Here is a 16,062-nt window from a genome sequence, read left to right as displayed (position 1 = left end):
GCGACGGTTTGCGAGCGGCTCGCTTTTCGTCCGCGGATTCGCCTGCCGGCTGCTCCAGGACACAGCTTCCACGCGGCGCTCCCTTGGTGAAGATCTCCCGGGTACGGCCGTTTGATGTGCCTGGACTAAACCGTGACAGGGCAACGGTGAAATGCGAGTGCAGAGCGCATCTGAGGTTCCCTGCGGGAACCTGATGCTTTTGTTCGGAGCGGTTCCCTGCGGGAACCTGGGATGCTTCGCTGAGGGACAACCCGAGCGGTTCCCTGTGGGAACCTGGGATGCTGCGTGAGCCTGAGGCCGAAGGTTCCAGAGGTACCTTTTTGGGGAAATACTTATAGAAAAGAGCTGCGTACGAGCTTGAGTGGATGTTGTGGAGAGCTTTAAAATATACTTAGACCCTTTATGCCGCCGATACAGCGGCAACGGCGAATGACGTTAGTCATTTGCAGGAGCGTTCGCAGTAAAGCGTGTCCCTGGTACGAAAGCGGGGGACACGTATAAACATACTTGCGAGCGTCTCTGCTCCTCTCTCGTTTCACCCTTCGGGTGTCCAGAGGGCGGAGCCCTCGGGGTCCCCCTGGGCAGGGGGATTTAGGGGGTCACTACACCGGGAGGTTAACCTGTTGAACAAGAAAAGTGTGCGTGACGTTGAAGTAGCCGGTAAACGTGTATTTGTGCGTGTGGATTTTAACGTGCCGCTGGAAAACGGTGTCATTACCGATGATACACGTATCCGCGAAACACTCCCGACGATCAATTATTTGATCGAAAAAGGCGCGAAAGTTATTTTGGCAAGCCATCTCGGCCGTCCGAAAGGACAAGTTGTTGAAGAATTACGCCTGACGCCTGCAGCGAACCGTCTATCCGAGCTGCTCGGCAAGCCGGTCGCGAAAGCGGACGAAGCGATCGGCGAAGCAGTGAAAGCGCAAGTTGCTGCACTGAAAGAAGGCGACGTGCTGCTGCTCGAAAATGTTCGTTTCTACGAGGGCGAAGAGAAGAACGATCCGGAACTGGCGACAGCTTTTGCCGAATTAGCCGATCTGTTCGTCAACGATGCGTTCGGCGCTGCTCATCGAGCTCATGCTTCTACAGAAGGTATCGCACACAATCTGCCGGCCGTTTCCGGCTTGCTGATGGAGAAAGAGCTCGAAGTGCTCGGCAAAGCGCTGCTGAACCCCGACCGTCCTTTCACTGCGATCGTCGGCGGTTCCAAAGTGAAAGACAAAATCGACGTCATCAACAAAATGATCGAGATTGCAGACAATATCATCATTGGCGGCGGACTGTCCTACACGTTCTTTAAAGCACAAGGCCACGAAATCGGCCAGTCGCTCTGCGATAATTCCAAACTGGATCTCGCTCTTGAATTCATCGAAAAAGCGAAAAAACTCGGCAAGCAATTCCTGCTGCCGGTTGATATCGTCGCTGCGGACGACTTCAGTGCTAGCGCCAATACGAAAATCGTTGATGTAGACGGCATCCCTGCAGATTGGGAAGGCATCGATATCGGACCGAAATCGCGCGAAATTTTCGCAAAGGTCATCAAGGAATCCAAGCTGGTCGTATGGAACGGACCGATGGGCGTATTTGAAATCGAGCCATTCTCCCACGGCACGCAAGCCGTTGCACAAGCCTGTGCGGAAACCTCCGCTTATACCGTCATCGGCGGCGGCGACTCCGCTGCTGCTGCAGAGAAATTCGGACTTGCTCAGAAAATGGACCATATCTCCACCGGCGGCGGCGCATCGCTGGAATTCATGGAAGGCAAGGCGCTTCCGGGCGTCGTTGCTCTGAACGACAAGTAATAGGAATAAACACACTTTGCAAGCAGCATTGCTTCGCAAAGCCTAAAGCAACGCTTTCGATGTACTTTTCTTCGAAAAGTTTAAGTAACGCTTTCGAAGCAGCTTTGCTTCGCAAACCTATAGTAACGCTTTCGATGTACTTTTCTTCGAAAAGTTTTAAGTAACGCTTTCGATGTACTTTTCTTCGAAAAGTTTTAAGTAACGCTTTCGAAGCAGCATTGCTTCGCAAAGCCTTAGGAGCTGAAAACATGCGTAAACCGATTATTGCGGGTAACTGGAAAATGTTTAAAACCGTGTCCGAAGCGGTATCGTTCTTCGCGGACGTTAAAGGCAAAGCGGAGGTTGACGGTGTTGAATCCGTCATCTGCGCGCCATACACGACGCTACCGGCGCTTGTGGAAGCGGCCAAAGGAACGAGCATCGCCATCGGCGCGCAAAACGTTCACTTCGAGGACAACGGCGCCTTCACAGGCGAGATCAGCGGTGTTATGCTGAAGGATCTCGGCGTGAAATACGTCATTATCGGTCACTCGGAACGCCGCGCTTATTTCGCAGAAACGGACGAAACCGTAAATAAAAAGGTTCATGCGGCCTTCAAGCACGGTCTCACACCGATCGTATGCGTAGGCGAGAAGCTGGAAGAGCGCGAAGCGGATCAGACGAAGGATGTCTGCAAGGTGCAGACCGAAGCCGCATTCCAGGGTCTTTCTGCAGAGCAAGCCGCGGAAGTCGTTATTGCCTATGAACCGATCTGGGCGATCGGTACAGGCAAATCCTCTACTTCGGCCGATGCGGAAGACGTTATTGCGTATATTCGCGGCATAGTCGAAGGACAGTACGATGCAGCAACTGCTGCAGCGGTTCGTATTCAATACGGCGGAAGCGTGAAGCCGAACAATATCGCTGAATATATGGGCCAACCCAACATCGACGGGGCGCTTGTAGGCGGCGCAAGCCTGGAGGCCGCTTCCTACATTCAGCTGGTCCAGGGGGCGAAGTAAGATGACGGCTCCAAAACCGGTTGCGCTTATTATTTTGGACGGGTTCGGCCTTCGCAATGACGTCACGGGCAATGCTGTGGCGCAAGCGTTCAAGCCGAATTACGACCGTTATTGGTCGAATTACCCGCATACGACGCTGACGGCTTGCGGCGAAGCGGTCGGTTTGCCCGAGGGACAAATGGGCAACTCCGAAGTCGGTCATCTGAACATCGGTGCCGGACGTATTGTCTATCAGGACCTTACCCGGATCAGCAAATCGATCCGTGACGGAGAATTTTACGACAATGAAACGCTGCTCGGTGCGATCCGCCACGCGAAGGCGACCGGCAGGAAGCTGCATCTTTACGGTCTTCTGTCGGACGGCGGCGTTCACAGTCATATCGGGCATTTGTTTGCGCTGCTTGATTTGGCGAAGAAGGAAGAGCTGTACGAGGTTTACATTCACGCCTTCCTTGACGGCCGCGATGTGTCGCCGGACAGTGCGAAGGGATATCTCGAGCAGCTCCAGGCCAAAATCGCCGAAGTCGGCGTCGGCCGGATTGCAACGGTCCAAGGCCGTTACTATGCAATGGACCGTGACAAGCGTTGGGAGCGAACGGAAAAATCATACCGCGCGATGGTTTATGGTGAAGGTCCGCAATATACTGATCCGGTGCAGGCGGTTGTGGAGTCTTATGAGAAATCGGTGTATGATGAGTTCGTCATGCCGACCGTCATTGTGAAGGAAGACGGCACGCCTGTGGGGCTGGTCGAATCCTCGGATGCCGTCGTGTTCTTCAACTTCCGTCCGGACCGCGCGATTCAGCTGTCCCAGGTGTTTACGAACAGCGATTTCCGTGGTTTCAACCGGGGATTAGGCGCTCCTGTCGATCTATATTTCGTCTGCCTGACGCTGTTCAGCGAGACGGTCGGCGGGTTCGTCGCCTACAAACCGAAGAACCTGGACAACACGCTCGGCGAAGTGCTCGTGCAAAACGGCAAGCGTCAGCTCCGTATAGCCGAGACGGAGAAATATCCGCATGTGACCTTCTTCTTCAGCGGCGGCCGCGATGTCGAGCTTGAGGGTGAGACGCGTATCCTGATCAGCTCCCCGAAGGTTGCTACCTATGACCTGAAGCCGGAGATGAGCGCATATGAAGTTGCAGAAGCGGCGGTCAAAGAAATTGAAGCGGACAATCAGGATGTCATTATCCTGAACTTCGCAAACCCCGATATGGTCGGTCACTCCGGTATGCTGCTTCCGACGATCAAAGCGGTCGAAGCAACCGACGAATGCCTTGGCAAAGTAGTGGAAGCTGTGCTGGCCAAAGGCGGAGTCTGCCTCATTACAGCCGACCACGGCAATGCCGATATGGTCATTGATGAAGCGGGGCGGCCGTTCACGGCGCACACGACCAATCCGGTGCCATTTATCGTGACGAAGCAAGGCGTAACGCTGCGTGAGGACGGCATTCTTGCCGATATTGCACCAACGATATTGTCGCTGTTGGAGCTGTCCAAACCGGCTGAGATGACTGGAAACTCGATGATTCGGGAATAAGGTTATTCCGCAGAATTTTAGGCAATGAATGATTAATGATGATAACTGTTCGAGCTGTTAAAGCCTGCTTTTCTAATTTAAATAACAATTTAAAGGAGTGTTTCGTTCATGTCCATCATTACTGACGTTTATGCACGCGAAGTGCTTGATTCCCGCGGTAACCCGACGGTTGAAGTTGAAGTAATACTTGAATCCGGCGGCAAAGGAAGCGCAATTGTTCCTTCCGGCGCATCGACAGGCGCATACGAAGCGGTTGAGCTTCGTGACGGCGACAAAAGCCGTTACCTCGGCAAAGGCGTTCTGAAAGCCGTTGACAATGTGAACACGATCATCGCACCGGAAATTATCGGCCTGGATGCACTGGATCAAGTGCTGATCGACCGTAAAATGATTTCCCTCGACGGTACGCATAACAAAGGCAAGCTGGGCGCTAACGCGATTCTGGCCGTTTCCATGGCGGTCGCGCGCGCGGCGGCTGACGCTCTGAGCGTTCCGCTCTACACATACCTTGGCGGCTTCAACGCCAAAACGCTGCCGGTTCCAATGATGAACATCGTCAATGGCGGTGAGCACGCAGACAACAATATCGACGTACAAGAGTTCATGGTACTGCCGGTTGGCGCGGAAAACTTCAGGGAAGCGCTCCGCATCGGCGCGGAAATTTTCCACAACCTCAAATCCGTATTGAAAGATAAAGGCCTTAACACCGCTGTCGGCGACGAAGGCGGCTTCGCACCGAACCTCGGTTCGAACGAAGAAGCGATCACGACGATCATCTCGGCAATTGAGCGTGCAGGTTACAAACCGGGCGTAGACGTGTTCCTCGGCATGGACGTCGCTTCCACGGAATTCTTCAAGGACGGCAAGTACCACCTCGAAGGCGAAGGCAGATCGTTCACGCCCGCAGAGTTCGTAGATCTGCTTGCTTCATGGGTAGAGAAATATCCGATCATCACGATCGAAGACGGATGTTCCGAAGACGACTGGGAAGGCTGGAAGCTGCTTACCGAGAAATTGGGCGGCAAAGTACAGCTGGTCGGAGACGACCTGTTCGTAACGAACACGGAGCGTCTGTCCAAAGGCATCGAGCAGGGCATCGGCAACTCGATCCTCGTTAAAGTCAATCAAATCGGATCGCTTACTGAAACGTTCGATGCGATCGAAATGGCGAAGCGCGCAGGATATACGGCTGTTATTTCCCACCGTTCCGGCGAATCCGAAGACAGCACCATCGCAGACATCGCAGTTGCGACGAACGCAGGTCAAATTAAAACCGGCGCTCCATCCCGTACGGACCGAGTTGCGAAGTACAACCAGCTGCTCCGTATTGAAGATCAATTGGGCTCCACTGCTCTGTATGCAGGCAAAAGCGCATTTTACAATTTGAAAAACTTCAAGTAGAAAAATGCGCATGGATTACGATTCCCTCAACGGAAATACGCGATCCAGACCAAAATGACAAAAGAATGTCCCAAAAGGTTACATAGTTTCCATAGGGGCGTTCGGTATAATTAGGGGAGAGATGACAGGCGAGAGCCTGTTACTCTCCTCTTTTTCTTATTAAAAACCTGAGCGGTTGCTTTCAGAAGGTGCCAGCGAGCGGCAGGGAGTATCTTTAAAAACTGAGCGTATGCTTTCAAAGCGGGTTTTGCTCGACGCGGGAAGATGGCCCAGAAAGTTATCGCGAGAAACTCAGCGTATGCTTGTCGAAGCAGTTTTTTTGCTCGCGCGTAGAAGGCTGTCAGGAAGCATTCCAAAAAACTTTAGGACGGTGGATAATTTGGCAAAACCGATTGTTGGCTTACAGTTGTACACGCTGCGCGACCAGACAGAGAAGGATTTTCTCGGTACGATTCGTAAAGTGGCGGACATGGGGTATAAAGCGGTTGAGTTTGCGGGCTACTTCAATACTCCTGCCAAGGAACTGAAATTGGTTCTTGACAGCGTCGGTCTGGAAGCGCCTTCAGCACATATCGGACTGAACTTCGGCGATCCGGACAAGATCGAATCGGAGCTTGGGAAGCAAATCGAATATGCGCAGGAGATCGGCCTGAAGTATATCGTGACGCCGTGGGCGCCGTTTCCGGAAAACCCGACTGAAGACGACGTGAATAAGCTCGCAGCGATCCTTGAAGCGGCAGGCAGGCAAGTGTCCGCGGCAGGAATGAAATACGGCTATCACAATCATGATTTCGAATTCAAACCGGTAAACGGTAAGCCGGCGATCGACCTGCTGTTAGAGCGGGTTCCGGCACAATACCTGTTCGCCGAATTCGACCTTGGCTGGGTCCATATGGGCGGTCAAAAGCCGGTCGACTATGTGAACCGCTATGCCGGCCGCGTTCCTCTGGCTCACTTTAAGGATTTCGGCGACAGCTCCCGCGATACGGAAGTCGGCAAGGGAGTGGTTGATTTGAAAAGCGTGCTCGGTGTTGCGGAACAAGCGGGAATCGAGTATTTCATTGTGGAGCAGGAGGAGTTCGCCTCGTCTTCGCTCGAGAGTGCGAAAATTTGCCTCGAGTTTTTCCGGGAAAACGGGTTCTAGTAAGCCGCAGGCTTGGAAGCATCTTGTATTCGCTTACGGGCTATGGTATAATAATAATGCTGTTTCTAGGTCTTGTCCGTTCTTCGTTGGCAAGGCAGCGGCAGAAAAGATGCTCCTTGTACGGAGGTGGAAGTATGACAATTGCAGTTGTGTTTAAAATTTTACTTGTTATTTTCGCGGTGGGCTTGATTTGTGTTGTTCTTCTGCAAAAAGGGAAGAGCGCGGGGTTGTCCGGTGCAATCTCCGGCGGCGCTGAACATTTGTTCGGCAAACAGAAAGCTCGCGGTTTGGATTTGTTTTTGCAGCGTTTGACAATCGGCATTGCAGTCGGATTCTTTGTACTGGCGCTTGTTGTCGCATACTTAGTAAAAGTGTAATGAAATACGAATGTAACGAAAAGCGGGATAATCCCCGCTTTTTTTATTTGGTCTGAGCGGCAGCGGATGGAGGCGGCCATTTTCGTGTATACTATATAGTATATGGAAATCTATCAACCGACTGCTGCATATTCATATAGACGGCTGCGGTACATGAGGTGAGAGGGTTATGGTAACGGAGCAGCAGCTTCTTGATTTTATGCGGGAACAAGCTTATAAACCAATGACATACAAGGAGCTCGAAGAACAGCTCGGCGAAGGGAACGCGGATTCGTTCAAAGCATTTCTTGTTTTACTTAACGGACTTGAGGATGCCGGGAAAGTCATTCGCACCCGCAATGACCGCTACGGCGTCCCGGAAAGAATGGATCTGGTGCGGGGGCGCATTCAAGCGCACGCGAAGGGATTCGCTTTTCTGATTCCGGAGCAGAAGGACCATCCCGATGTTTATCTGCACGCAAACGATCTGAAAAGCGCCATGAACGGCGATACGGTGCTCGTGAAGATCACGTCCAAGAGCGAGGGCGGCGGCCGCATGGAGGGCGAGGTCATCCGGGTCGTGCAGCGGGCGGTAACGCAGGTGGTCGGCACGTTTGATAACCATGAGGCATATGGGTTCGTGCTGCCGGACGATAAACGGATTAATCGCGATATTTTCATACCTAAAGGTCAGTTCAAAGGTGCGGTCTCAGGGCAAAAGGTTGTCGTGCGCATCGTCTCCTACCCGGAGGGGCGCTCTGCGGCGGAAGGCGAGATCGTGGAAATCCTCGGGCATAAGGATGATCCGGGCGTCGATATTTTGTCCATCATACGTAAGCATCAGCTGCCGGAGGGGTTTCCGGAGGATGTGCTGGCTGAAGCCGAGGCGGCTCCGGATTCAATTACGGATGAGGAAATCGTCCGGCAGGGGCGGAGGGATTTAAGGGATAAGGTAATTGTCACGATAGACGGCGAAGACGCGAAGGACCTCGATGACGCGGTCAATGTGGAGCGCCTCGAGAACGGCAATTATTTGTTAGGAGTACACATTGCGGATGTCGGTTACTACGTTCGTGAGAAGTCTGCGCTTGATCAGGAAGCATACCGGCGGGGATGCAGCGTCTATTTGGTCGACCGCGTTATTCCGATGCTTCCGCACAGGCTCTCCAACGGGATCTGCTCGCTGAATCCCCAGGTGGACAGGCTGACGATGTCATGCGAGATGGAGTTCGACGCTAAGACGCTGAAGCGGGTGCGTCATGATGTATTCACGAGCGTTATTCGCACTAAAGAGCGGATGACCTATACGAATGTGCGCAAAATCGTCACGGGCGAGGATCCGGAGGTGATTGAACGGTATGCCGAATTGGTCGATACGTTCAAGCTGATGGAGGAGCTCGCGATGCGTCTGCGTTCTGCCCGCATGAAGCGGGGCGCGATTGATTTTGACTTCGTGGAAGCGAAGGTTATTGTCGATAAAGAGGGCAAAGCCGTCGATATTGTAAAGCGGGAGCGCTCGATCGCCGAGCAGATCATCGAGGAATTCATGCTTGCGGCGAACGAGACGGTGGCGGAGCATTTCTACTGGCTGCGTGTTCCTTTCCTGTACCGGATTCATGAAAATCCGGACCAGGAGAAGCTGCTGCATTTTGTGCAGTTTGCGGCGAATTTCGGGTACACGATTAAGGGCAAAGGCGGAAGCGAAATTCATCCGCGCGCGCTGCAGACGCTGCTTGAGGATATTCGCGGCACGAAGGAGCAGACGGTAATCTCGACGGTGATGCTAAGGTCGATGAAGCAGGCGAAATACGACGCGGAGAGCCTGGGGCATTTCGGGCTGGCGGCGGAGTTCTATTCCCACTTCACATCGCCAATCCGGCGTTACCCGGACCTCGTGATTCACCGCGTGATGCGCGAGGTGTTTGAGCACGGCGGTACTCTATCGGAGGCGCGGCTCGAAGCGCTCGGAGCGCGCATGCCGGACATTGCGCAGCAGTCCTCGGAGCGGGAGCGGGTTGCTGTCGAGGCTGAGCGCGATACCGAGAAGCTGAAGAAGTGCGAGTACATGCTGGATAAGGTCGGCGAGGTATTCGACGGCATCATCAGCAGCGTGACGAGCTTCGGTATTTTCGTCGAGCTTGAGAACACGGTTGAAGGGCTCATCAGGCTGAGCGATCTCATGGATGATTATTATCATTTCCATGAGCAGCATATGCTGCTCGTCGGCGAGCGGACGTCGAAGACGTACCGCATCGGCGATGAGGTGAAGGTGCGCGTGGAGCGCGTTAACATGGATGATCACACCATCGATTTTGCGATGTTGGAATCGAAAACGCAGGGCGCTGATGGCGCACAGCGCAGCGGTCGCGGAGACCGCGGAGACCGCGGCGGGCGAAGCGCCGCGGCCTCCGCAGGCACGCCCGGGCGAAGCGGGCGTGCAGGTACGGGTGGAGCAGGCACGCCCGGGCGAAGCGGCCGTGGCGGTGCCAATGGCGCGGCCGTGCGAAGCGGCCGTGCAGGCGCGGGCGGAGCAGGCGCGGCCGTGCGAAGCGGCCGTACCGCGGCGGGTGCGGACGCGTCCGGGCGAAGCGGACGCGGGAGCGCTGGTGCCGGCGCGAAGCGCGGCAGTGCGCGCGGGAACGCTGGCGAGAGCGCCGCGCGAAGCGATGTAGGGCCGCGCGGCCGCGGCCGCGCGCCGCAGGGCGGAACAATCGCAAGACAGGCCGGCGACAACAAGTCGTGGAAGCCTGAGGACGATTACAACCTTGAACGCATTCTTGGCAGCGATGACAAGAACGTCGCCGCCGCAGCTGAACAAGATAACGCGCAGCGCCCGGGATTGCGTCCTGGCACCGTACGCACCGATATGTGGGGTCTTCCGGTGCATGGAACCGGTGGCATAATTGATGATGGTGAAGATCCTGACCGCTCATCGACTGGCAGAGGCAGAGGTGGAAACTCCGGACGGGGACGTTCGGCCGGCTCCGGCGCCAACGGAAGAACCGGTGCGAGCAACGGTAACGGAGGCGGTACCGGACGCAAGAAGACTGCGAAGAGCGACACAATTAACGCGGCAAGCCCGAACGGGGGCCAAAGCGGTAACAATAAGCCCCGGAAAAAGAAGGGCGACGCGAATGCAACAGCAGCATTTGTAAGAAAAAAACGTAAATAGCAGCGGAGCTCAAGGCCTATTTGCCGGTTCTTGATTTCGGTCTATAAAGTTGTTACAATGGACTCCTAACACAGCCTGTTAGGGGTCCGTTTCACATTTTGAATCGGGCGAATAGGTTGTGTGAAGAGATGCTAAGCGAAGAGGTGAATGGCATGGCGAAGAAGACAGACGGGAAACAGCTCGCCCAGAATAAGAAGGCTTCCCATGACTATTTCATCGAGGACACCTTTGAAGCGGGCATCGTGCTTATGGGGACCGAAATCAAATCACTGCGTATGGGCAAAGCTAATATAAGCGATGCGTTTGCGACGATCCGCAATGGCGAGATTTTTATCCACAATATGCACATCAGTCCGTTCGAGCAGGGCAACCGGCACAATCCGACGGACCCGACGAGAGCGCGCAAGCTGCTCCTGCATAAGGTCCAGATTCATAAGCTGCTCGGGCTGTCCAAGCAGGAAGGCTATTCGATCGTTCCGCTCAAGATTTATGTGCGAAACGGTTATGCCAAGCTCCTGATCGGTCTCGGTAAAGGGAAGAAGCAGTACGACAAACGTGAAAGCGCGGCAAAACGCGACGCTCAGCGTGATATTCAGCGGGCTTTGCGCGAGAAACAGAAGGTCGCGAGGTAACAAGGGTAACTGTATGTTTGGCCGCATGTGGTGCTTGCAGCCATCGCTGCCAGAAAGACTTCGGCACATTGCCGCTCTTGGTGTGGTATACTAAGAGAGCAGCTAGTAACAATTGCACTTATGCTCGAAGCGCTGGGCTGACTGTTGCACAGTCGCCGCTGCGTCGATTGAGCGTCTTACCTGCTAAACGGTTTTCGACCGATGACCGTTTATGCGTAATTGGGGGCGTTTATGGATTCGACGGGGATAGTTCGAGCATGGGTTGCGGGTAGTGGGGACGCGTCCGCTTCATCAACGCTAAAGCCTATTAAATGGCAACCAACGTACAAATTTAGTAGCAGCCTAAGAAACTGTATACTAAGCTTCTACCAAGCATCGCCCATGTGCTAGGATAGGGGCCCAACTTAAGTGGGATACGCCGCTTGGTCTCCGCCTGGGGTCGAACGGAATAAGATAATCAGGCTGACCTTAGCGATAGCCGGTTACGGGGCGCTTGAGTATCGCTTTCGATGCTAGTCATTGCTCGCAATGACTCTTAGGTGACATCAAATCCGTGACTACACCCGTAGAAGCCTGTGTGGCGTTATTTTCGGACAGGGGTTCAAATCCCCTCGCCTCCACCATGTAAATCCACAACCGCATGAGGTTGTGGATTTTTGCATTTTATTTGAAAAACGAGATTGTGAGCATCGGGTGGAAAAGGGTAAATGGTTTAACAATCATTAAAATATTAATAACATATTTATTAATATTATTGCTTCCACGCGAATTTCGGTATAAGATAAGTTTGAATTCGACGTTCATGTATCTTATTCGGTTCCGATTACGAGCTGAAGGGAGGTTGATTGTCTTTTAAGCTAATACCGTAATATATTTGTTATCTATCTGTTTGCGAAACGAACGCAATGCTTCCGGATGATCGCGTGACGAAAAGTGGCCAATCCGGAAATATGAAAACGCTTTATTGTAAACGCTTTAATTATATTTGGCGATACATGACGGATGACAGTAAGTTATAATCCCAAACTACTATACTTATGGAGCAAGAAAGGAGACTAGTGATATCATGCCGCTTTTCCAAAAAGGTTGGAGCAAAAAGCTTTTCGCACTGGTAATGATTATTGCTTTGTTAGCAACTGCCGCAACCAGCGCCTTCGGAGCAGCGAGTTCTTCGACGACTTCAACAACGACCCGGGTTTCGGTACATGATCCGGCCGTTGCTTATGATTCTTCGACAAACAAATATTATATTTTTGGCTCTCATTTGGCGCAAGCTTCAAGTACCGATTTAAGGAATTGGTCGTATCTGGGAACGCAGGGCTACACCAACTCAAGCTTGTACGCAGCATCTACTTTTGAGGGCTATTATTATATCAAGAATAAGAACAGCGGGTTATATTTGGACGTCGCGGGCGGATCTGCCGTTGATGGCACGAATATACAACAGTGGAGCTATAACGGCTCCAATGCGCAAAAGTTTAGAATTGTGTATTTCGGCAATGGAGACTATTATATGTTGACCGCCAATTCGTCCTATAAGAGCGCAGTCGATGTAGTAAACGGTTCCTCCGCCAATGGTGCCAACATTAACCAATGGACGTATTGGGGCGGCAATGCACAATTGTTTAAAATACAACAAAACGATGACGGGACCGTTGCGTTCCTTACGAAAGCATCAGGATATACCGGTGCTCTTGATATCGCTAATGGCAGTACAGCTAGTGGCGCCAATGTTCAGCAGTGGGAGTACTGGGGCGGCGACATGCAAAAATGGGAGCTGGTTAAAGCCGGCGGCACGGGCAATGCTTCAAGAGCTACTACGGGTACAGCGTTGAAGAATGCGTTAGCTCCTTCTTTCGCATGGGCCGGGTATAACGATCAAGACAGTTCAGGCGGCCATTCGGTATGGGCTCCCGAGCCGGTTTACAATGCATCGTATGTGTGGGCGGACGGTTCGACAGGCGCCTACATGCTTTACTACTGTACATCGTCCACTTATATTCGTTCCGCAATTGGATTGGCTGTATCCAAGTCAATAACGGGTCCGTACGAATATGTGGATACGATCGTCTATTCAGGATTTACGAACGCAAGCAATCCCATTACGACAACCTCGTCTTTAGGGACGAAAACGGTTGATACATGGTATAAGTATACGAATATCCCGGAATTGATCGACAACGGCACAATCTCGGGAACAAGAAGCGGCTGGTTTAACAGCAACGGCTCATTCAACAACAATCTTTTCCCCAATGCAATCGACCCCGCGCTTGTGTACGATAGTACGGGGAAGTTATGGATGTCGTATGGATCCTGGTCCGGCGGTATCTTTATCCTGGAGATTAACAAGGCGACAGGAAAGCCTTACTATCCGGGCGCGGATAACGGCGATACCGATCGTTACTTCGGCAAAAAAATTGCCGGCGGATACACGAAATCCGGCGAAGCACCTTACATTGTTTATGATTCGGCGGCCGGCTACTACTATTTATATGTCACTTACGGCTGGCTGGGAAATTCGGGCGGATACCACATTCGTCTATACCGTTCTACATCTGTTAACGGACCATACACCGATGCCGCGGGCAATTCGGCCGTGTACTCGTCCTCGTCTATCAATCAAGGCAATTACGGTATTAAATTGTTTGGAAATTATAATTTGTCGGGATTGCCGATCGGGTATAAATCAGGAGGCCATAACTCCGCATTGATCGATACGGACGGCCTCAGATACTTGGTGTACCACACAAGATTTGATAACGGTACCGAGGGCCATGAGGTTCGCGTGCACCAACAATTCATGAACGCCGACAAATGGCCTGTAACCGCCGTATACGAATTTTTGGGAAGCAGCATCTCGCCTACGGGCTACAGTGCGACTGATATGACGGGAACGTATCAGTTTGTCGATATGGGTCTTGATGCGTCTACATCTAACGTTGGTATGCTGTCAACTCAAAGCGTAACCTTGAATTCGAATGGTACCATAACGGGCGGTGTCACAGGTTCATGGTCTTATACGGCAGGAACCTATCAGTGCACGATGGTAATCGGCGGAATCACCTACAAAGGCGTGTTCTTCAAACAAAGAAATGAACTGTCCACTCATAATGAAGTTATGACATTTTCGCTAATCGGATCTAACAACAAAGCGATTTGGGGTTCGAAATAATCGACGGAACGCGCTGTCCCATACAAACTATGGGACGGCGCTTTGCGCTTGGCCGTAGGAAATTCCAACCAACTAAGCCGTTAGCGGGGAAGAACCCCAAGCGCCGAGGGTATGCAGGAAGAGCTCTTTACTTTAATGTGTTGACAGTCCAAAGGATACAGAATATAATGAATCACAGATTAATGAAAGCCTTTTCATAAACGTGAAAGGCTTTCGCGTTAACCGCCCCACTAGCAGTGGGTATTATTTTTTTTCACTTAATGAAACCCGTTTCATGAAATGGGTTACATAATGGATAATATTAGCGGCCGCAGCAGCGGGGTTAAGTAAGCCCACTGTCGGTAGGGATAGCAGCGGTGAGTAACAAGAGGCGAATAACGCTGACCTGTGGCATAGTTGGAATAACGATAATAGGAGGATATATGGTTATGGTTAATCAATTTAACTCGAATTCAACAGAGCAAGAACTGAATTTTGCCGAAGCTCCGTTTCATGTTCTGCCTTTCGAAGGCTACGATGGGTTTGAAGGCTGGGGGACTTCGCTTGCTTGGTGGGGGCATATTCTTGGACGGTGGAAGGATAAAGAGAAGCTGAACGAGGTTATGGATCTTGTATTCGATGCGAATAAGGGACTTGGTCTTAATATCGTTCGCTATAATATTGGCGGAGGCGAGAATCCCGCTATCAGCCCGAATAGTTTGCGCCCAGGGGGCGATGTTCCGGGTTTCCAGCCGGAAGAAGGAAAGTGGGATTGGACGGCGGATGAAGGCCAGCGCGCAGTTATGCTTGCGGCGTTCGAGCGCGGAGCGACAATCGCGGAAGCATTTTCGAATTCACCGCCTTATTGGATGACGATCAGCGGTTCTGTAACGGGTGCGGTTGACGGCGGAAACAATCTGAAAGAGGAATACTATAACGATTTTGCTGATTATTTGACTGAAGTCGTAAAGCATTATAAGGAGGAATACGGCATCCAGTTCCGAACGTTGAACCCGCTTAACGAACCCATATCGAACTGGTGGAAAAAAGGGAATATTCAAGAAGGCGCTCATTTTACAATCGATAAACAGATGGTCATCCTTAAGCAAACAGCAAGATCCCTTCAGGAGAAAGGCTTGACCGGAACAAGTGTCAGCGCACCTGACGAGAACAGTGTTGATGAAACGCTGGAAATGCTGCATGGCTATGACGATGAGACATTGAATAGTATCTCTCAGATTAATTCGCACTCCTATAATGGCTCCCAATTGGTCGAGCTCCGCGAGCTCGCGAAGGAGAAGGGGAAAAAACTCTGGATGTCCGAGTATGGAACCGGCGGTACCGAGCCGCACAGCCATGACGATATGAGCAGCGTAATGGAGCTTGCTGAGCGGATAATATTCGACCTGAGGATGCTCCAGCCAGCCGCGTGGGTCTATTGGCAAGCCGTCGAGGATGAAAGCGCGCAAAACAATTGGGGCTTTATCCATTCTGATTTCAAACAAAGCGAAGGATACGAGCTAACGAAGCAATATTATGCAATGGCTAACTTCAGCAAGTTCATTCGACCGGACAGCCGTATTATTCTCACCGATGATGATCGTTCCGTTGCGGCTTATGATGAGGCGAAGAAACAATTAACCATCGTTGTTCGCAACGAAGGCGGTAATAAAAAAGAGGCTAATTACGACCTGACGGCCTTTAAATTCGATAGCCGCTCGGCAAAGGTGTACCAAACTTCGCAGTTCGCGAATTTGACGGAATCGGATCTTCCGATTTACAGAAATGGCTTGAAGGTGACTCTTGAGATGCAATCGGTGACGACGATTGTTGTCTCTAATATTGAAATCAACAAATAGT

At 52.0% G+C, this 16,062-nt stretch carries 10 protein-coding genes and 1 other RNA gene; all 11 read left to right on the top strand.

The features are described from left to right. The first annotated feature begins 623 nt into the window (after positions 1 to 623). Positions 624 to 1,805 carry a phosphoglycerate kinase gene (locus tag KZ483_RS00190; RefSeq protein WP_220350825.1) on the top strand — a complete coding sequence of 394 codons (1,182 nt, stop codon included), beginning with the start codon at positions 624 to 626 and terminating at the stop codon, positions 1,803 to 1,805. A 248-nt stretch (positions 1,806 to 2,053) separates the two neighbouring features. Continuing rightward, positions 2,054 to 2,806 (top strand): triose-phosphate isomerase, encoded by a 753-nt coding sequence (gene tpiA / locus KZ483_RS00185; RefSeq protein ID WP_220350824.1) that lies wholly within the window; start codon positions 2,054 to 2,056, stop codon positions 2,804 to 2,806. Between the two features lies 1 nt (position 2,807). Next, a complete protein-coding gene (gene gpmI / locus KZ483_RS00180) occupies positions 2,808 to 4,346 on the top strand; it encodes a 2,3-bisphosphoglycerate-independent phosphoglycerate mutase (RefSeq protein WP_220350823.1) in 1,539 nt (512 codons plus the stop codon). Positions 4,347 to 4,454: 108 nt separating this feature from the next. Further along, complete coding sequence (eno, locus tag KZ483_RS00175; RefSeq protein WP_220350822.1) at positions 4,455 to 5,747, top strand: phosphopyruvate hydratase; 1,293 nt, start codon at positions 4,455 to 4,457, stop codon at positions 5,745 to 5,747. A gap of 370 nt (positions 5,748 to 6,117) precedes the next feature. Beyond that, positions 6,118 to 6,891, top strand: coding sequence for a sugar phosphate isomerase/epimerase family protein (locus KZ483_RS00170; protein ID WP_258881687.1), 774 nt, complete (start codon positions 6,118 to 6,120; stop codon positions 6,889 to 6,891). A 134-nt stretch (positions 6,892 to 7,025) separates the two neighbouring features. Continuing rightward, positions 7,026 to 7,268 carry a preprotein translocase subunit SecG gene (gene secG, locus KZ483_RS00165; protein WP_397376137.1) on the top strand — a complete coding sequence of 81 codons (243 nt, stop codon included), beginning with the start codon at positions 7,026 to 7,028 and terminating at the stop codon, positions 7,266 to 7,268. A gap of 169 nt (positions 7,269 to 7,437) precedes the next feature. Beyond that, a complete protein-coding gene (gene rnr / locus KZ483_RS00160; protein ID WP_220350820.1) occupies positions 7,438 to 10,419 on the top strand; it encodes a ribonuclease R in 2,982 nt (993 codons plus the stop codon). A 152-nt stretch (positions 10,420 to 10,571) separates the two neighbouring features. Next, positions 10,572 to 11,051, top strand: coding sequence for an SsrA-binding protein SmpB (gene smpB, locus KZ483_RS00155; protein ID WP_220350819.1), 480 nt, complete (start codon positions 10,572 to 10,574; stop codon positions 11,049 to 11,051). A 221-nt stretch (positions 11,052 to 11,272) separates the two neighbouring features. After that, positions 11,273 to 11,674: a transfer-messenger RNA gene (ssrA, locus tag KZ483_RS00150) on the top strand. A gap of 443 nt (positions 11,675 to 12,117) precedes the next feature. Then, complete coding sequence (locus tag KZ483_RS00145; RefSeq protein ID WP_220350818.1) at positions 12,118 to 14,223, top strand: RICIN domain-containing protein; 2,106 nt, start codon at positions 12,118 to 12,120, stop codon at positions 14,221 to 14,223. Between the two features lie 428 nt (positions 14,224 to 14,651). Then, positions 14,652 to 16,061, top strand: a complete 1,410-nt coding sequence (locus KZ483_RS00140; protein WP_220350817.1) for a glycoside hydrolase family 30 protein — start codon at positions 14,652 to 14,654, stop codon at positions 16,059 to 16,061. Position 16,062: the final 1 nt, after the last annotated feature.

The sequence above is a fragment of the Paenibacillus sp. sptzw28 genome, from assembly GCF_019550795.1.
Taxonomy (GTDB): Bacteria; Bacillota; Bacilli; order Paenibacillales; family Paenibacillaceae; genus Paenibacillus_Z.
The sequence above is the reverse complement of the archived record's forward strand: the minus strand, read 5'-3'. Positions and strand labels throughout refer to the sequence as shown.